Source organism: Streptomyces sp. SD31, assembly GCF_052068475.1.
Classification (GTDB): Bacteria; Actinomycetota; Actinomycetes; order Streptomycetales; family Streptomycetaceae; genus Streptomyces.
Map to the genome: position 1 here is coordinate 1 of NZ_JBQHCX010000029.1, position 17829 is coordinate 17829.

17 protein-coding genes and 2 pseudogenes are annotated in these 17829 nt (G+C 72.1%); 8 read left to right on the plus strand and 11 right to left on the minus strand.

Translation table 11 applies throughout. From position 1 onward, the window contains the following. The 4 genes and pseudogenes from ACTMVF_RS40865 to ACTMVF_RS40880 form a co-directional block, all read left to right on the plus strand. A pseudogene (locus ACTMVF_RS40865) lies at window positions 1-120 on the plus strand (aspartate ammonia-lyase); the annotation flags it as partial. Between the two features lie 47 nt (window positions 121-167). Then, window positions 168-1109, plus strand: coding sequence for a glutaminase (locus tag ACTMVF_RS40870; protein ID WP_441276171.1), 942 nt, complete (start codon window positions 168-170; stop codon window positions 1107-1109). Between the two features lie 224 nt (window positions 1110-1333). Then, window positions 1334-2728 carry a polyprenol phosphomannose-dependent alpha 1,6 mannosyltransferase MptB gene (gene mptB / locus ACTMVF_RS40875; RefSeq protein ID WP_441276172.1) on the plus strand — a complete coding sequence of 465 codons (1395 nt, stop codon included), beginning with the start codon at window positions 1334-1336 and terminating at the stop codon, window positions 2726-2728. Next, window positions 2725-4089 (plus strand): glycosyltransferase family 87 protein, encoded by a 1365-nt coding sequence (locus ACTMVF_RS40880; protein WP_441276173.1) that lies wholly within the window; start codon window positions 2725-2727, stop codon window positions 4087-4089. Before mptB ends, ACTMVF_RS40880 begins: the two co-directional genes overlap by 4 nt. 80 nt (window positions 4090-4169) lie before the next feature. On the opposite strand, the pseudogene ACTMVF_RS40885 reads toward ACTMVF_RS40880, so the two are convergent. The 4 genes and pseudogenes from ACTMVF_RS40885 to ACTMVF_RS40900 all read right to left on the minus strand — a co-directional run. Beyond that, window positions 4170-5006, minus strand: a pseudogene (locus ACTMVF_RS40885) (D-alanyl-D-alanine carboxypeptidase family protein); the annotation flags it as partial. Window positions 5007-5099: 93 nt separating this feature from the next. Beyond that, window positions 5100-6236 carry a transcription termination factor Rho gene (gene rho / locus ACTMVF_RS40890; protein ID WP_441276174.1) on the minus strand — a complete coding sequence of 379 codons (1137 nt, stop codon included), beginning with the start codon at window positions 6234-6236 and terminating at the stop codon, window positions 5100-5102. A gap of 244 nt (window positions 6237-6480) precedes the next feature. Then, on the minus strand, window positions 6481-7308 hold the full coding sequence (locus ACTMVF_RS40895) for a class I SAM-dependent methyltransferase (RefSeq protein ID WP_441276175.1): 828 nt from the start codon (window positions 7306-7308) through the stop codon (window positions 6481-6483). A 254-nt stretch (window positions 7309-7562) separates the two neighbouring features. After that, the gene (locus ACTMVF_RS40900; RefSeq protein WP_441276176.1) at window positions 7563-7961 is read right to left on the minus strand and encodes a nuclear transport factor 2 family protein; all 399 of its coding nucleotides are present in this window, start codon (window positions 7959-7961) and stop codon (window positions 7563-7565) included. Window positions 7962-8031: 70 nt separating this feature from the next. On the opposite strand from ACTMVF_RS40900, the gene ACTMVF_RS40905 reads away from it, so the two are divergent. Together ACTMVF_RS40905 and ACTMVF_RS40910 are read left to right on the plus strand one after the other, a co-directional pair. Further along, the gene (locus tag ACTMVF_RS40905) at window positions 8032-8589 is read left to right on the plus strand and encodes a PadR family transcriptional regulator (RefSeq protein ID WP_441276177.1); all 558 of its coding nucleotides are present in this window, start codon (window positions 8032-8034) and stop codon (window positions 8587-8589) included. A 5-nt stretch (window positions 8590-8594) separates the two neighbouring features. Further along, window positions 8595-9338: a methyltransferase domain-containing protein gene (locus ACTMVF_RS40910; RefSeq protein WP_441276178.1), complete on the plus strand. Its 744-nt coding sequence runs from the start codon at window positions 8595-8597 to the stop codon at window positions 9336-9338. Here the strand turns inward: ACTMVF_RS40910 and ACTMVF_RS40915 are convergent. From ACTMVF_RS40915 to ACTMVF_RS40930, 4 genes are all read right to left on the minus strand, one after another. Beyond that, window positions 9316-10059 (minus strand): GntR family transcriptional regulator, encoded by a 744-nt coding sequence (locus ACTMVF_RS40915; RefSeq protein ID WP_441276179.1) that lies wholly within the window; start codon window positions 10057-10059, stop codon window positions 9316-9318. The genes ACTMVF_RS40910 and ACTMVF_RS40915 overlap by 23 nt on opposite strands. Before the next feature lie 130 nt (window positions 10060-10189). After that, on the minus strand, window positions 10190-11356 hold the full coding sequence (locus tag ACTMVF_RS40920) for a serine hydrolase domain-containing protein (protein WP_441276180.1): 1167 nt from the start codon (window positions 11354-11356) through the stop codon (window positions 10190-10192). 119 nt (window positions 11357-11475) lie between these two features. Beyond that, window positions 11476-11880, minus strand: a complete 405-nt coding sequence (locus tag ACTMVF_RS40925; RefSeq protein WP_441276181.1) for a nuclear transport factor 2 family protein — start codon at window positions 11878-11880, stop codon at window positions 11476-11478. A 10-nt stretch (window positions 11881-11890) separates the two neighbouring features. After that, on the minus strand, window positions 11891-12859 hold the full coding sequence (locus tag ACTMVF_RS40930) for an acetylxylan esterase (protein ID WP_441276182.1): 969 nt from the start codon (window positions 12857-12859) through the stop codon (window positions 11891-11893). A gap of 103 nt (window positions 12860-12962) precedes the next feature. On the opposite strand from ACTMVF_RS40930, the gene ACTMVF_RS40935 reads away from it, so the two are divergent. Beyond that, on the plus strand, window positions 12963-14342 hold the full coding sequence (locus ACTMVF_RS40935; protein ID WP_441276183.1) for an 8-oxoguanine deaminase: 1380 nt from the start codon (window positions 12963-12965) through the stop codon (window positions 14340-14342). Between the two features lie 15 nt (window positions 14343-14357). Here the strand turns inward: ACTMVF_RS40935 and ACTMVF_RS40940 are convergent, their stop codons facing one another. From ACTMVF_RS40940 to ACTMVF_RS40950, 3 genes are all read right to left on the minus strand, one after another. Further along, the gene (locus tag ACTMVF_RS40940; RefSeq protein ID WP_441276184.1) at window positions 14358-14942 is read right to left on the minus strand and encodes an Rv1733c family protein; all 585 of its coding nucleotides are present in this window, start codon (window positions 14940-14942) and stop codon (window positions 14358-14360) included. 76 nt (window positions 14943-15018) lie between these two features. After that, window positions 15019-15774 (minus strand): ferredoxin reductase, encoded by a 756-nt coding sequence (locus ACTMVF_RS40945; RefSeq protein WP_441276220.1) that lies wholly within the window; start codon window positions 15772-15774, stop codon window positions 15019-15021. 7 nt (window positions 15775-15781) lie between these two features. Further along, entirely contained in the window at window positions 15782-16387 is a 606-nt protein-coding gene (locus ACTMVF_RS40950) for a sulfite oxidase-like oxidoreductase (protein ID WP_441276185.1), read from the minus strand. A gap of 296 nt (window positions 16388-16683) precedes the next feature. Between ACTMVF_RS40950 and ACTMVF_RS40955 the strand changes: the two genes are divergently transcribed. Then, window positions 16684-17490, plus strand: a complete 807-nt coding sequence (locus ACTMVF_RS40955) for a putative protein N(5)-glutamine methyltransferase (protein WP_441276186.1) — start codon at window positions 16684-16686, stop codon at window positions 17488-17490. Window positions 17491-17829 lie beyond the last annotated feature (339 nt).

Genomic DNA, 17829 nt, shown 5'->3' on the forward strand with positions numbered 1-17829 from the left:
CTCGTCACCGGCCGCGGCGTCGCCGAACTCGTCCTGGAGAAGGGCCTGTTGCCCGCCGAGACCCTCGCCGACCTGCTGCGGCCGGAGGTCGTCGCGGGCAGTGGCCAGGCCCTGGCCTGATCAGGCCGGAAGCCGCGGATGCGCACCGGGACCGGCAGGGAGTCACAATGGTGATCATGGCAGCGTCGACGTCATCACTGACCTTCCAGCCGATCCTGGAGCGCATCGCGGAGGAGATCGAGCGGACCCCCGGCCGCGGCCGGCCCGCCGACTACATCCCGGCACTCGCGGCCTGCGACCCGCGCCGCTTCGGCATGGCCGTCGCGGAACTCGACGGCTCGGTGTACGGCGTGGGGGACTGGCGCGAGCCGTTCTCCACGCAGTCCATCACCAAGGTCTTCACCCTCGCGCTCGACCTCGCCCGCGAGGGCGACGAACTCTGGGAGTACGTGGGCCGCGAGCCCTCCGGCAACCCCTTCAACTCGCTCGTCCAGCTGGAGTACGAGAACGGCATCCCGCGCAACCCGTTCATCAACGCGGGCGCACTCGTCGTCACCGACCGCCTCCAGACCCGTACCGGAGACGCGGCGGGCGAACTCCTCGCCTTCCTCCGCGCCGAGAGCGGCAACCCGACCCTGGACTTCGACAAGGACGTCGCCGCCTCCGAGTCCACACACGGCGACCGCAACGCCGCCCTCGCCCATTTCATGGCGTCCTACGGCAACATCGACAACGCCGTCCCAGTCCTGCTCGACCAGTACTTCCGCCAGTGCTCCATCAAGGCGTCCTGCGCCGACCTCGCCCTCGCCACCACCTTCCTGGCCCGCCACGGCGTCCGCGCCGACGGCACCCGCCTCCTCACCCGCAGCCAGGCCAAACAGGTCAACGCGGTGATGCTGACCTGCGGTACATACGACGCGGCAGGCGACTTCGCGTACCGCGTGGGCCTCCCCGGCAAGAGTGGGGTGGGCGGCGGCATCATCGCGGTGGTGCCGGGTCGATGCACGCTGTGCGTGTGGAGTCCGGGGTTGGACGAGCGTGGGAATTCGGTAGCGGGAGTGGCAGCACTGGACCGCTTCACGACGTTGACCGGCTTGTCGGTGTTCTAACGGAACTACTCAACGCCGGATGGGGAGGTGCCCTTAAGGGGCGCGGGGACTGTGCGACAAACCCCACCGGCCCGCACCCTGCAAACCACCGCACCAGGCAGACGGGTATCAGCCTGCAACCCCCTCGCATCAGATCACCGGCCAGTAACACTCCGGCTTCCCCCCGGAGGGCCCCGCGTCAACTGAAAGCCACCCGGCGTTGACAGCCTGACCGAGTGTTGGCCATGGCTTTCCCCATCGATCTCCGCCGCTGCCAGATACTCGGTCTGGCCGGCACCGCCTTCCTCGCCCTGGGCGGTGAGACGGCCGGCGCGCTGCCGGTCCGGGAACTCCTGGCCCCGAGCTCCGCGCACGCGGCCCTCGGCCTGGTCGGCGTCTACTTCGGCGTCGTCCTGCTGATAGCGGCCTGGCTGCTGCTCGGCCGCCTCGTGCGCAGCGCCGACCCGCCGACGCCGCGCGCCCTGCTGCTGGTCCTGGCCGTGTGGGCCACCCCGCTGCTGATCGCGCCGCCGCTGTTCAGCCGCGATGTGTACAGCTACCTGGCCCAAGGCGCCATGGTCGACGCACACATCGACGTGTACGCGTACGGCCCCGCCCACCTCGGTGGCCCCCTCGCCGACGAGGTCGCCCCGCTGTGGCGGCACACGGCGGCCCCCTACGGCCCGGTGTTCATGGGCGTCGCCTCCGCGCTGTCCGGCCTGACCCGAGGCGAACTGCCCGCCGGGCTCCTCGGCATGAGGCTCATAGCGCTGCTCGGCGTCGCGCTGATGGCGGCCGCGCTGCCGCGCCTCGCCCGGCACAGCGGGGCCGACCCGTCCGCCGCCCTGTGGCTGGGCGCCCTGAACCCGCTCGTGCTGCTGCACCTGGTCGCGGGCGCCCACAACGACGCCATCATGCTCGGCCTGCTCGGCGCGGGCCTGGTCGCGGCCCTCGGCCGGTGGCCGGTCGTGGGCGCCGTACTCGTCACGCTTGCCGCTCTGGTCAAGGCACCGGCCGCACTCGGCCTCGCCGCGGTCGTGCTGCTGCAGATGCGGGCCGGCCACCATCCGGCGAAGGCGGTCTGCACCACGGCGGTCGCGTCCGCCGCCACCACGGTCGCCGCCACGGCCGTCGCGGGCACGGGATACGGCTGGATAGGCGCCCTGGACACCCCGGTCTCCCCACAGAACTGGGCCCTCACCAGCCTGCTCGGCCGTGCCACCGCCTCGCTGCTGGAAGAGGCCGGCAGCGATCTGGCGCCGCTGGCCGTACCGGTGTGGCACGTCCTCGGGCTGGTGTTCACGGCGGTCCTCGTGGCCCTCATATGGTGGCGCTGGCGCCCGCGCCCCGTGTACGCGCTCGGGCTGAGCCTTGCGGCCGTGGCTGCCTTCGGGCCGGCGATCCGCCCCTGGTACGCGCTGTGGGGCCTGTTCCTCATCGCCGCCGCCGCGCCCAGCACTTCGGTACGGCACCGGGTGGCGGCCCTGACGGGAGTGCTCGCGCTCGCCGTCCTGCCCAGCGGCGGCGCCGCGGACGTCGGCCAGTTGGTGCTGGCCGTCTCCGGGGGCGCGCTCGCCGTGGTCGTCCTGTGGCAGGCGCATCTCGCGGCGCAGGCCCCGGCGCTGGAGCGCACCGCATGAGGCTTCCGCGCACCGACCGCGGCCGGGTCGTCCTGGTGCTCCTGCTCGCCGCCGCCGTGACCGTCTTCACGGCGACCGTGCCGTTGCTGCGCGACTGGTTCGACCTGCGCGTCTACTACGGCACCGTGGACAGCTGGATCCACCACGGCGGCCGTATCTACGACTACCGGGTGCCCGGCACGACGTACGGCTTCACGTACCCGCCGTTCGCCGCCGTGGCCATGCTGCCCATGGCGCTGCTCGATCTGCACGCGGCGATCGCGGTGGCACTGCTGCTCAACCTCGTCGCACTGGCCTTCGTCCTGCGCGTCCTGGCCGGCCGGGCCTGGCGGCGCCACGGCTGGTACGGCTGTGCGCTGGCCGCTTGCGCGCTGGCCCTGTTCGAACCCCTCCGGGACACCTTCAGCTTCGGCCAGGTGAACATCCTGCTGCTGGCGCTGGTGCTGCTCGACTGCTGGTTGCTGGCCACGGGGCGGGGCCGCTGGGCGGGTGTGGGCATCGGCCTCGCGGCCGCGATCAAGCTGACGCCGGCCGCGTTCATCGGCATGCTGCTGGTGGCCCGACGCCCGCGAACCGCCGCAGTGGCGAGCGCCGTCGCCGCAGCGGCGACGGCGCTCGCGGCCTGGGTGGCCCCGGACGCCTCCCGCTTCTACTGGACCCACGCGATGTGGGACACCACCCGGGTGGGCCGCCTCGACTACGTCTCCAATCAGTCGCTGCAAGGGATCCTGGCCCGCCTGGGCGTGTCGGAGCGCGCGGTCTGGGCGGTGGTGGTCCTGCTGGTGCTGGGCGTCTGGGTGGCGCGGACCCGTCGGGCGGTCGCGGCGGGGGACTGGACGGCGGCGTTCGCGCTCACCGGGCTGACCGCCTGCCTGGTCAGCCCGATCACCTGGGTCCACCACCTGGTGTGGCTGCTGCCCTCCTTCGCCGTCCTCATCCGCGCCGGGCATCTGCGGATCGCGGGCGCCCTGTACGCGCTGCTGTGCACCAGCGTGGTGTGGCTGTGGTTCGACGACGCTTCCGGCGTCGACGGCTTCCTCGGCAGCAACATCTACACGTGGATCACCCTCGGCCTACTGCTGTGGCTGCCGCTCGGTCACTCCGGCGCCGCGGGTTCGAAACCCTTGCCGCGGAGCACCAGCGACGTGGCACCGGCCCCCATCCCGGCGGCGCCCGCGATCGCCCACGCCTCCGCCCAGCCCGCCCCGGCGAGCCCGCCCTCCGGCGCCACGTCCGCCACCACAGGCAGCGTCGCGGGCCCCGGCCTCGGCTTGGCCCGCAAGGCGTCCAGCGACCCGACCGGTTCGACCCGCCCGGACGCGTCGAACCCCCAGTCGAGCAGCTCGCCGGCTTCCTCGTAGACGGCGAAGCCGCCCGCCCGGGGGTTCATCACCGTGACGACGAGGGTGCGATCCCCCCGGCGGGCGGCGGCGATGAGCGTGTTGCCCGCCTTGCTGGTGTAGCCGTTCTTGACGCCGATCAGCCCCGGATAGGGGTCCACCCCGTCCGCCCCGGTCAACAGGCGATTGGTGTTGCGGATCTTGTACGACCAGCCGCCCCTTCCGGGGAACCGCGCCTCGGCCGTGCCGCAGTACCGCGCGAACTCCGCGTTGCGCAGCCCGGCCCGGCCGAACACCGCCAGGTCGTACGCCGACGACACCTGGCCGGGGGTGTCGTAGCCGTCGGGCGACAGCACGCGCGTGTCGAGGGCGCCCAGCGTGATCGCCTTGGCCTGCATCTGGGCGGCCGTCGCGCGCCAGCCGCCGTTGAGCGCGGCCAGCACCCGCACGGCGTCGTTGCCGGAGCTGAGGAACACCCCGCGCCACAGATCGGCGACGCGGTACGTACGCCCCTCGGCGAGCCCCACGAGACTGCTGCCGGGCCCGATCCCCGCCAGCTCCTCCTCGCTCACCGTGTGCGGGACGCCGGCCGGCAGGGTCGGCAGCACGGTGAGGGCGAACAGCGCCTTGAGGGTGCTGGCGGGCGGCAGCTTCCGGTGGGCGTTGTGTGCGGCGAGCACCTCGCCGGTGTCGGCGTCGGCGACCAGCCACGACAGCGCGGAGACGCGCGGAAGGCGGGGCACTGCGGAATCCGGCCGCACGTGGGTGCCGGACCGGTACAGCAGCGCGGGCCGCGGCTTCGCCGCACTCGGCCCACCCGGCGGATCGGGGTCGTGCCCGGTACGGGCGACCGCGGTGGCGGGCGCGAGCGCCAGCAGACCGGCCGCGCACAGTGCGCAGGTGGACACGAGCACCCGGATGGGAAATCCGATCGTCATACCGTCAACGTAGGAAGGCGGTCGTCGTACACCGCGCTGCCCGGGCCGGGAGGGACGCGTCGGCACCCGGACGGGCGATGCCTGCGCGACGCGTCACTCGCCAGGCAGCGTGGGCTGGATCCGCCGCAGGAACGTGGCGTTGTCGGGCGTCTCGCGCATGCGCTCCAGGAGGGTCTCCAGGTTCGCCTGGCCGTCCCGGGTCTGCAGCGCCCGGCGCAGGCCGCGCACGGTGGTCAACTCGGCCGGGGGCAGGAGGAGTTCCTCGCGGCGGGTGCCGGACGGGTTGATGTCGACGGCGGGGAAGACGCGGCGGGAGGCGAGCTCCCGGTTCAGGCGCAGCTCCATGTTGCCGGTGCTCTTGAGCTCCTCGAAGAAGAAGTCGTCGGCCCGGGAGCCGGTCTCCACCAGGGCCGTGGCGAGGATGGTCAGCGAACCGCCTTCCTCGGCCAGGCGCGCGGCGCCGAAGAACCGCTTCGGCCCCTGCAGCGCGGCCGCGTCGACGCCGCCGCTCAGGGTGCGGCCACCGGACACGGCCGCGTTGTTGTGCGCCCGGCACAGCCGGGTCAGGGAGTCCAACAGGACGACGACGTCCTCGCCGGCCTCGACGAGCCGCTTGGCCCGCTCGATGACGAGCTCGGCCAGCGCGATGTGCTGCTTGGGCGCCCGGTCGAAGGTCGAGGCGTGCACCTCGCCCCGCACCGAACGCCGCATGTCGGTGACTTCCTCGGGGCGCTCGTCGAGGAGCACCACCATCAGTCGGCACTCCGGGTGGTTGCCGGCGACGGCCGCCGCGATCTGCTGGAGCAGCACGGTCTTGCCGGTCTTGGGCGGGGCCACGATCAGCCCTCGCTGGCCCTTGCCGACGGGCGCGATCAGATCGACGACCCGTCCGGTCAGCCCGGATGCCGGGTGTTCGAGACGGATCCGCTCACGCGGGTGGAGCGGCGTCAGCTCGCCGAAGCTCCGGCGGTTCCTGGCGGGCGCCCGCCCGTTGACATGGGCGACTTCGGTGAGCGCGCGTGGGGCGCCGTGTACGCCGTCGACGAGGTCGCCCTTGCGCAGGCCGTACCGGCGGATCACCGCGGGGGAGACCTGAAGGTCGGAGGGCGCGGGCAGCAGGTCCTCCGCGCGCAGGTGGCCCTTCCCGTTCGCGTCGATGTCGAGGACGCCGGTGACGGCCCGGGCCGGGAGCTGCCGCTGGACTGGGGGGTGTTCGAGTGTGGTGGTCATGAGGGGCGGTCCTTTCACGGACGGAAGGCATGGGACATGCGGAGGGAAGGAGTGAGCCGCGGACATCGGGAAGGCGGACAGAGAGCCTTCGGGCGGCGGGAAACAGCACCTCGGATACGGCAGAGCCACTGGTCACGAGGTGGTGAGGTGAAGCCGGTGCGACGACCGGCGAACTGAAGAAGAACCAGTACCAGCGTCCACGACGGGACGTACACAGGTACTAACGGGACGGTACCACGGAGGCTCAGCGCGTGGCGAGCAAACCGTAGAGCAGGGGAATGCGCGGCTCGGGTAGCCGCCACCAGCCGGAGGCTGTGCGCACCATCTGCGGCCAGCGCTGCCAGGGCAACTCCTCGCTCTCGCGCAGCCGCCGGACGGTCAGTCCCGCTCCGGTCAACGCGCCGACGACCTCTCCTATTCCGTGCATCCACTCATAGCTGTCGGTGCCACCCTCCACGGCCGGGCCGTCCGTGTAGGTGCGCGTCGCGTCCCGGTGCACGGCACCGTCACCGCCCAGGTAGTCGTGGCGCAGCAGGAGCTCGGGTCCTTCGTCCGGAGCGGGCTTCGGGCCGAGGGAGTTGAGCAGCGGGTGGAACTCAACGATGTACAACCGCCCACCAGGACGCAGGAGTCGGGCCACGACATCCGCCCAGCGGTCGAGGTCGGGCAGATAGCACAGGGCGCCCTTGCCCGTGTACACCACGTCGAACTGCCGCCGCCCCAGCGCCTCCACGGCGTCGTACACATTCGCCCGTACGTACGTGACGTCGAGCCCCGCCTTCTCGGCGATGCCCTTCGCGGCGGCCACGGACGCCTCGGAGAAGTCCAGGCCGACGGCCCGCGCCCCGCGCTGCGCGAAGGCGATCGTCTCGGTGCCGAGGTGGCACTGCAGATGGAGCACATCGCGGCCGGCCAGCTCACCGAGGTCGTCCCACTCGAAGGAGGCGAACCAGCGGGCGGGATCGAGATCCTGGTCGAGGCCGTAGAACCGGCTGGCGATGTGGACGGGGGTGCGGGCGTCCCAGTTCGCCTGGTTCGCCGACATCATCCGCGCGTGCTCGTCGGTGGTCATGAGGACATCCAACCGCGAACGGACCCCGCCCGGCGGCAGGAATTCCGGACATGAGGCACCGGGGTGTCGAGTCGGGCCGGTCTCCTTCGTCGGTGGGGTGAAAGCGCCTGTACGACACCGGAGGCCGGCGATGGCCGTTCACGCTCGCCGCGATCGCCTGTCTGCAGAGCTTCGGCGGCCCGCTGCTCGGCGGCCGGACCGCCGATCCACTGGGCCGCCGCCGCGTGTCAACACCGGGCGCCTTCGCGCGGCCCTCAAGCCGACCGCGCCTCCGCCTCCTTCGCGATCCGCTCGAACTGCGCCCCCATCGCCTCGGCCAGCGCCTGCGCGCCCGACAGTGGACGGACCATGACCATGAACTCGTCGATCAGACCGTCCTCGTTCACCTGGATGAAGTCGCAGCCGGTGATCTCCCGGTCACCCACCCGCGCGGCGAAGACCAGCGCGTGATCACGGCCGCCCGGGTCGTTGATCTCCCGCACATAGCGGAAGTCCTCGAAGACCCGCACCACACCGCGCAGGATCGCCGCGGTGATCGCCTTGCCCGGGTACGGCTTGAACACGACCGGGCTGGAGAAGACGACGTCCTCCGCCAGCAGAGCCTCCACGGCATCCAAGTCGCCTGCCTCGACCGCCGCACGGAACGCGCGCATCGGATCACCTCATAGTCAATTAGTTGAGTAGATGCCGATGACAATAATCACCTGCTGTTAACGTGTCCATATGTCCCTCAAGTACGCCGTCCTCGCCGCCCTTCGCGACGGCGAGGCCTCGGGCTACGAGTTGTCCAAGGTCTTCGACGTGTCGTTCGCCAACTTCTGGCCGGCGACCCCGCAGCAGCTCTACCGGGAGCTGGAACGCCTGGAGCGGGACGGCCTGGTCGAGGCCCGGTTGGTGCAGCAGGAACGGCGGCCGAACAAGCGGATGTTCACGCTCACCGCGGCCGGCCGGGAGGATCTGCGCGCCTTCGCCGCCGAGCCGCCCCGACGGCCCACCGCCATCCGCGACGAACTGCTGATCAAGCTCCAGGCCATGGAGGACCCCGAGGCCACCCGCGCCCTGATCGAGGAACGCATGACGTGGGCGCGCGGCAAACTCGACCGCTACGAACGCGTCCGAGGCCGTCTCCTCGACGGGCGGAGCGAGGAGGAGTACTTGCGCGACTCCGACCACATCGGGCCGTATCTGACGCTGCTGCGCGGAATCTCCTTCGAGGAGGAGAACCTGCGCTGGTGCGAGCGCGTTCTGGCCGTCCTGAAGCAGCGCGTCGCGGCGAGGTGACGAGGATGTTCAGCCCCGAAGGCCCCTCCCTGCGCGAACTCGCCGTCCAGGCGCTGTCGTCCGTCCAGCGCGGATATGACCTGCTCGCCCCGAAGTTCGACCACACACCGTTCCGTACGCCGGACTCGGTGCTCTCCGCCGTCACGTCGGCCCTCGCGCGGACCGGCCCGTACGACGACGGCCTCGACCTGTGCTGCGGGACGGGCGCGGGTGTCGAGGTGCTGGCCGAGGTGTGCCGGCGCAGCGTCACCGGCGTCGACTTCAGCGCCGGCATGCTCGACGTCGCCCGGCGGCAGGTGAAGGCGGAGGGCACGCGCGTCGCCTGGGTCCACGCGGACGCCCGTGCCCTGCCGTTCGCTCCCGCCTTCGACCTCGTGGTGAGCTTCGGGGCATTCGGTCACTTCCTGCCCCGTGAGCTGCCGGGCCTGTTCGCCCAGGTGCGCTCCGTGCTGCGGCCCGGCGGGACCTTCGCGTTCCCGGTCGTGGCCCCGGCCCGTCCGACGTCCCCCGTCTACTGGATGCTGGTGGGCTTCGACGCGGTGATGCGGGTGCGCAACGCCGTGTGGCGCCCGCCCTTCGTCATGTACTACCGGGCCTTCCGGCTCGGGGAGGTGCGCAGCGAGCTCGCCCGCGCCGGTTTCCAGGTGGAGCTGCGGGCACTGTCCGAGTTCGGGCGACGGCGGGACGGCAGCCCGCGCGTGCGGATGGTCGTGGCCCGACGCCCGCTCAGCCTGCCGACGGCAGCGTGAACTCGTAGACCAAGGCGTCCTGTTGGGCGTCCACGACGAGGTCCGTGATCTCCAGCGGGCGGGCGTACTGGTCGTGCACGCGCCGGGTGACCCGCACCGAAGGGGCGCCCGGGAGCCGGGTGATGGCGTCCCGGTGGTGCAGGGTCAGGCCCGCCTGGCGCATCCAGTCGTAGGCGCGGCGCAGTTGGGCCGATCCGGTGCCGTCGGCGCGGTCGCGATAGCGGGCGAGCTCGGCCACCTCGGCGAGCGCCACCGCGGAGAAGGACGTCACGGCCGCACGCCGGCCGCGTCCGTCGGCGCCCGCGGACTCGTAGCGGTGCACCAGGGTCGGCCGGTGCGGGGCGAGCCCCAGCGCCTCGGCGTGCTCCGGCGGGGGAGTCTCCCAGGCGACCGTGGCCCGGTCCACCGCGCCTGGGCTCGTGGTGTGTGCGCCGACCGGGAAGGTGAGGGACGCCGGGGTCTCGACCGGCGGGCCGGGCAGGGTGGCATGGCTGCCCCGCCGGTCGGTGGCGACCAGACCGCTGCGGCGCAGCACCTCCAGCGCCTGCCGTACGGTCTCCCTGCTGACCTCGAAGTACTCCGCCAACTGCCGTTCCCCCGGCAGCCGTTCGCCGGGCGGGATGGTTCCGTCGCGCAGCTCGCCGACCAGCTGGGTGGCGATCCTCCGGTACAGCGGCTGCGCTTCGGTGAGCGGGCGGTCGTGCGGGGTGGTGCGGGCCATGCCGCGCCTCCTGTTGGTGACGTGTCGTAGCCGTGCGGGTTCGTTGCGCCACCAGATCTAAGCATTGGTCTAAACCACCAGGGAAGGGTGGTCTGTCACTTCGGCCGAAACGGCCCGGGCGGACCGGTCGTCACAGGGCGCTGTAGAGGGCGTCGAGCAGCGCCATCTTCCGCGGGTCGTCGGCGATATGAGGGCCCATCCGGTTCATCACATAGCCCAGCGACACCCCGGCCTCCGGATCGGCCAGACCGCAGGAGCCGCCGAAGCCGTCATGTCCGAAAGCCCGCGGGTTGGGCCCGTACGAGCCGTTCGGCCCGCTCAGCCAGAGGCCGAGTGCGACCTCCGTCTCCCTCCCGAGCCCGGCCCCGAGCACCAGATCACGGCAGCGGCCCTGCCCCTCGCGCACCCGCTCGGCCGCCTCGGGGGACAGGACGCGGTGGCCGTCGTACGACCCACGGCCCGCGAAGATGCCGTACAGCGCGGCGACCGCCCGTGCGGTGCCGTGCCCGTTCGCCGCGGGGATCTCGGCGGCCCGCCACTCGGGCGAGTTGGTCTGAGGCGCCCCCACGGCTGGGTTGGCCACCGCGGCCAGCGCGGCAGGGGTCAACTGGCTGAAGGTCGCGGCCTGTTCACTGCTCGTCGCGACCGGCGGCTGCACCAGCTCGGCCGCCCTGGGGGAGTCCTTCTCGGGCAACCCGATCGCGAAGTCGATCCCGAGCGGCCCGGTCACCTCCCGCTCCAGGAACGCCCCGGGCAGCAGCCCCGATACACGCCGCACGACCTCCCCGACCAGGAAGCCGTACGTGAACGCGTGATAGCCGGACTGCGTCCCCGGCGCCCACCACGGCTCCATCGCCGCGAGCCGCTGTGTCGTCAACTCCCAGTCGCACAGCTGCTGAAGCGAGTGCGGCTCCCGCAGCCCGGACAGCCCGGCCCGGTGCGACAGCAGATGCCGTACGAGGATCTGCTCCTTGCCCGCGGCGGCGAACTCCGGCCAGTACGCGGCCACCGGTGCGTCGAAGTCGATCAGTCCCCTGTCGGCGAGGATGTGCGCGCACAACGCCGTCGGTCCCTTGGTCGTGGACCATACGTTGACCAGCGTCTCCCGCTCCCAGGGGCGGCTGTACGCCGCGTCGGCCCAGCCGCCCCACAGGTCCACGACGGTCTCGCCGGCCACGGTGACGGCGACCGCGGCGCCCAGCTCCCCGCGCTCCCGGAAATTCGCCTCGAACGCCGTCCGCACCGCCGCGAACCGCGGATCGCAGTGCCCGTGCACCTGTGCCTCGTGCTCCGCCATGCCCCACCCCTCGTCGCCCGCCGGAAACCCGGGCCGCGACAGGGCGACCCGGGCGTTGCCGAACGTACCGACTGGTCGGACAGGGCGGAAGGCGCGGAACACGCCGAACTCAGCCGAACTCACTCGAAGAACAGCGTTCCCTCCGGCTCCTGGTGCCCCTCGACCGTGTGCCAGTAGTCACGGGTCTCGACGGCCCGCCCCGCGGCGTCGAAACGCACGAAGACGCAGCCGGCGAGCGTGGCCGGCGCGCCGTCCTCCTCGGCGAGGACCCGGAACTCGGCCACGGCCACGCCGTCCGCGCCGACGACCGGCGCGGAGAAGCGCACGTCGGTCACCCGCTCGCCGGCGAACGACCAGCGCAGATAGGCGGCCAGTTCGACGCGTCCCCGGTGCGGCGCGCGGAACGGCATCGAGCGGTGGACGCAGTCCTCGGCGTACAGCTCCAGCAGCGCGTCCACGTCATGCCCGGCCCAGGCCCGCTGCCAGACCCGGACGAACCGCTCCGCGGCCTCACGTGTCTCCATGCGTGGCCTCTCAGGCGTACGAGCGCACCCAGTCCAGCTTGGCAGCCTCGTGGAACGGGCCGCCGCCCTCGTGGTCGTTGAAGTCGTACACCTCGATGGCCTTCTCGTCGTGGGCCCAGGCGTTGAAGGCCGCGTATACGGTGGAGGGCGGGCAGGTCTGGTCCTCCAGGGCCGCCGAGAAGAGGGCGGGCGACCGGCCGCGGGCCGCGAAGTGGACGCCGTCGAAGTAGGACAGGGTGCGCAGGACGTCCTCGGTGCGGCCCCGGTGCGTCTTGAGGTAGAGGCCGATCTCGCGGTAGGGGTGGCGGTCCGTGATGGTCGCCGCCCGCGGGTAGTCGCACAGGAAAGGCACGTCCGGCGCGATCGCCGTCAGGTCCGGCACCAGGCCGCCCACGGCGATCGTGATGCCGCCGCCCTGGCTCGAACCGATCGCGACCGTGCGCGAGGCGTCGGTCAGCGGATGTGAGCGGGCGGCCTCCACGGCACGGACCGCGTCCGTGAACACCCGGCGGTAGTAGTAGTTCTCGGGCGCGTCTATGCCACGGGTCATGAACCCCGGGTAGGCCGGCGCGGCTCCCACCGGGTCCGGCGTCCCGCCACCGGCGCCCCACGCGCTGCCCTGACCGCGCGTGTCCATCATGAAGTGCGCCCGGCCCGTGGACGCCCACAGCAGGTTCTCGTGCGGCAGGCCGCGCCCGCCGCCGTAGCCGATGAACTCCACGACCAGCGGCAGCGGTTCGCCGGCCCCGGCGGGCAGCCGCAGCCAGCCCTTCACCGGGTGACCGCCGAACCCGGCGAACGTCACGTCGTACACCTGCACCGTGGAAAGACCCGTGTCGACCGGCTCGAAGCGCGCGTCCAGCGGGTGCTCACGGGCCTCATCGAGCGTCTTGGTCCAGAACGCGTCGAAGTCCTCGGGTTCGACGGACTTGCTGCGGTACTCGCGCAGTTCGTCGAGCGGAAGGTCGAACAGGGCCATGGAGGACCGCCTTTGCTGAGAGTGAGTGCGGATGATCACACCGTACGTGAGTGATCGGAGGACTGGCCAGATCTTTCGCGTGCTCGGCGCCTACGATGGCGTCATGACGTCTGCCGTCGATCCTCCGGTCCGGGCCGCGGACCTGCTGGTCAGGGATGCCGAACTGCTGGTCGTGGACGGGGAGCGGGAGATCCCGGGCGGCTGGCTGGCTGTCACCGGTGGTCGGGTCACCGACGTCGGTACGGCCGGGAGCGAGCCCGAGGCCCGCACCACCGTCTCGGCGGCCGGACGGCTCGTCACGCCTGGCCTGGTCAACACGCACCATCACATCTACCAGAACCTCACCCGCTCCTACGCGCCCGCCGTGAACGGCTCCCTGTTCGACTGGCTGACCACCCTCTATCCGCTGTGGGCGGATCTCGACGAGGAGGCCGCGTACGTGTCGGCGTACGTCGGCATGGCCGAACTGCTGATGGGCGGCTGCACCACGTCGTCCGACCACCTCTACGTCCATCCCCGCCCGCGCCTCGTGGACGCCGAGATCCGCGCCGCCCGCGACATCGGCTTCCGCTTCCACGCCACCCGGGGCTCGATGACCCGCTCCGTCGAGGACGGGGGACTGCCGCCGAGGAGCGTCACCCAGACCGAGGACGAGGTCCTGGCCGACAGCGAGCGCCTCATCAGGACGTACCACGACCCCGAACCGGGCGCGCTGGTGCGGGTCGCGCTCGCGCCCTGCTCACCGTTCTCGGTGACCAAGTCGCTGATGACCGCGACCGCCGAACTCGCCGAGCGCCACGGCGTACGGCTGCACACGCACCTCGCCGAGGACCGCGACGAGGACACGTACTGCCTCGAGACCTACGGCTGCCGCCCCGTCGAGTACTTCGAGGAGACGGGGTGGATGACCGACCGCAGCTGGGTCGCGCACTGCATCTACCCGAACGACGCCGAACTGCGCCGCCTCGCGGCCGCGGGGGTCGGTGTCGCGCACTGCCCCAGCTCCAACATGCTCATCGGCGGCGGCACCGCGCGCGTGAAGGAGATGCGCGAACTGGGCCTGCCTGTCGGCATCGGCTGCGACGGATCCGCCTCCACGGACCATGCCTCCCTCTGGATGGAGACCAGGGCTGCCCTGCTGCTGGGCCGCTATCGCGGCGGCCCCGGCGCGATGACCGCCCGCGACGCCCTCGACATCGCCACCCGCGGCTCGGCGCGCTGTCTGGGCCGGGACGACGAACTGGGCCACCTGCGGCCCGGGGCCTGCGCCGACCTGGTCGTCTGGGATCTGCACGCCGTCTCGCTCGCCGGCGCGGTCAGCGACCCCGTGGAGGCCTGGCTGCGCTGCGGGCCGGCCCGGGCATGGACCACGGTGGTCGCCGGCCGGATCCTGGTCGACCGTGGGGAGCCCCGCTTGACCGGGCTGGCGGACGCCCTGCGGGCGCACGACCGGATCGCACACCGTATGCAGCAGAACGGGTAGCGCCGTCGGCGCCGGTCATGCCCGGCGGCCCGTCCACTCCGGCTCCGTCCGGGCCCACTCCTGATCCCATTCGGCCAGGCGACGACGCATCGCGGCATGGCGTACGAGCGCGTGGACGGAGAGGATCACGGCGACCGCGCCGCCCGTCGCGCAGACGCCGATGATGATGGTGTGCTGCCAGACCGCCGTGCTGTCCGCGGGAGGAGCCACACTCCGGCCCCGGGAGTCCAGCCACACGTCGACCGTGTCGCCGTTGCGTGTGCTCGCCGGGACGCGCGCCGTGGCCGTACGCGGACCGCCGTCCGGCTCCGTCCAGCGGACCGTCGTCCTCGCGGACGGACGTCGCCCGTCCTGTGCCACGGGGAGCGCGTCGGAGGTCCTGCCGACGACCTCGGCCCGGATGTGACGGCGTTCGGCACGCTGCTCCCGGGCGGTGGCCCGGGCGTCGTCATGGGCCCACCAGGCCGTGAGCATCCCGACCAGGGGAGCGACGACGAGCAGCAGGACGGCCACGGCCACCAATGTCCACGCCTCGACGACATCCGACCGGCGTCGCAGCGGACTGTGCCGCAGGCGTCGGCCACGCACCCGGTATCGCATGGCGTCCAGGTACCCCGTACACCGGACATCGTTCCTGACGATCCCGGACCGACCGCGGCCGATGCCGGACCGCCGATCAGCCGAACCGCTCGATCCGGATGCGGTGCACGGGCTGACCTGCCGCGACGAGCAGCCGGGAGGCATGCTCGGCAAATCCGTTGGAGCCGCACACATAGGCCTCCCACCCACCGGGAGGCTGCTCGGCCAGGAGTGGCGCCACATGTGCGGCGGTCATACGTCCCACGCGCACACCCTCCGGCGCGCTCCGTGTGTACACGGGCGTCGTCTCCGCACCGTACTCCCGCGCGTAGATCAGCTCCTCGGGACTGCGCGCGGACACCAGCAGCCGCAGCGGCACGTCCAGGCCCCGCGCCTTGTGGTGCCGCACCATCGACATCAGCGGTACGACGCCGGAGCCGGCGCCGACCAGCAGCGCGGGCCGGTCCCCGGGCCAGGCGAAGAAGCCGCTGAGCGGGCCGCGCACCTCCACCGTGTCACCGGGCTTTGCGACCGTGTGGAACCAGCCGGACACCTCACCGCCCTCGACATGGTCCAGAGTCAGCTCGATGTGCCCGGTGTCACCCGGCGCGGACGCGATCGAGTAGTGGCGCTGGGCCGCATAGCCGTCCTCGGCGGTCAGCCGCAGCATCAGGTGCTGGCCCGGCAGATGGCCCGCCCAGGCGGGCACCGCGAGACGGAAGGTGGCGGCGTGCGGGGTCTCGCGGCGGATCTGGGTGATCGTGGCGGTCTGCCACAGAGCGGCGGTCCGGTTGCTGACGGCGATCCGCCCGGGCACGGCGAAACGGGTCGGGGGAGTGAACGTCCCGGTCACAGTCACCTCAGTCACCGGAGTACCTCTGCTCCTCCCAGGGGTTGCCGCGGGCGTGGTAGCCGTTCTGCTCCCAGAAGCCCGGCTCGTCGTGGTCGAGGATCCGCAGGCCCGCGATCCACTTGGCGCTCTTCCAGAAGTACAGGTGCGGCACCAGCAGCCGTGCCGGGCCACCGTGTTCCGGGGCGAGCGGCTCCCCGTCGAACTCCCAGGCGATCCACGCCCGCCCACCGGTCAGGTCGGCGAGCGGCAGGTTGGTGGTGTACCCCGTGTGCGAATAGGCGACGGCATGGGTGGCGGACACATGGGGCCGGACCACATTGAGGAAGGCGTCCAGCGAGACGCCACCGAACCGGACCCCGAACTTCGACCAGCTCGTCACACAGTGGATGTCGCCCTCGTACACCGACGCCGGCAGTTCATGTGCCTGCTCCCAGCTCCAGCTGCGCGGTTCCTCGACCAGGCCGTCGACGCGGAAGGACCAGTCGGCGGGCGTCAGCTCGGGGGTGACCTCCGCGGACAGGACGGGCCAGTCGTCGCCGGCGTCGTACTGGCCGGGCGGCAGTGCGGCGTTCGGGACGCGTGGGCGCCCGGTGAAGCCTCTGGTGACGTTCATACGGGTGGTGCCTCCAGGTCGCCGCCGTGGGCGACGGCCCGTGGGTCGAGCGTGATCAGTACGTTTGCCATTCAACCGTACGTGCCCTGGTCGACCTTCGTCGATGCGCGGGGGCGTCGGTGATCGTTGGGGTAGGGTTGCCGTTCGGTCGGGGCAGTCCCGGCCCTGCGGAGCCCAGGAGGTGAGACCCATTACCGCTGTGTCAGGTCGGGTGCTCCCACCTCGGATCGGCGCGGATCACCGCCCGTAGGCGACCGCGAGAGCACCCTTCGGCTTCCGAAAGGTTCTCGGCTTCCATGCCTTCTCTCTCCTCTTCCTCGTCCTCGCCCCCCGCGCCGCTCTCGCGCGACGCCGTGGTGACCGCGCTGCGTGCCGCCGGCTGTGTCTTCGCCGAGGACGAGGCCCGGTTGATCCTGGCCAACGCCCGCACCTCGGGCGAGCTGGCGGCCATGGTGGACCGTCGCGTCACCGGCCTGCCCCTGGAACTCGTCGTCGGCTGGGCCGAGTTCCGCGGCCTGCGCATCGTCGTCGAGCCGGGTGTCTTCGTACCCCGCCGCCGTACCGAGTTCCTGGTCGACCAGGCCCTCGCCCATGCCCCCGACGCGTCCGTCGTCGTGGACCTGTGCTGCGGTTCGGGCGCGGTGGGCGCGGCACTGGCCGTCGCGCTCGGCAAGATCGAGCTGCACGCCGCCGACATCGACCCGGCGGCGGTGCGCTGCGCGCGCCGCAATGTGGCCGCCTTCGACGGTCAGGTGCACGCGGGCGACCTCTTCGAGGCGCTGCCCGACAGCTTGCGCGGCCGTGTCGGCATCCTCGCGGCGAACGTGCCGTACGTACCCACCGGCGAGGTCGGTCTCCTGCCCGCGGAGGCGCGTGATCACGAGCCGCGGGTCGCGCTGGACGGCGGCCCGGACGGGCTGGACGTCCTGCGCCGCGTCGCGGCCGAGGCGACCCGATGGCTGGCACCCGGCGGCTGTGTGCTGGTCGAGACGAGTGAACGCCAGGCGCCGACAGCCCTGGAGACCTTCACCAGTAGTGGATTGTCGGCGCGTCTGGTCGCCTCCGAGGAGCTGTACGCGACGGTCGTGGTCGGCCTCAACTAGCCGGGCCGACGGACCGGATCAGGCCGTCGCAACGATCCTCGAAGGGCTTTCCGAGAGGCCGGAACCATGCCGGTCCCCGTGGCGGGGCCCGGGGAACTTGCCCCGCCACTCGCCCGGCGCCTGCTCCTTGCCCTTCTTGAGGTCGGCGGCGCCGGAGCCCGATGGTGCAGCGCTGCCAGATCCGTGCGACCCACTCGTCACTGTCGGCGTCCTTGACGGTCGTCTCGCCGTGCACGCCGCCTCCGCTGAGGCCGAACCACCTGCCGCGGCCGTGCCGACCGCCGGGCCCGTCCGGGGACGGTGATCCCGACGCCGAACACGGCATTCCCCGTGCCATGC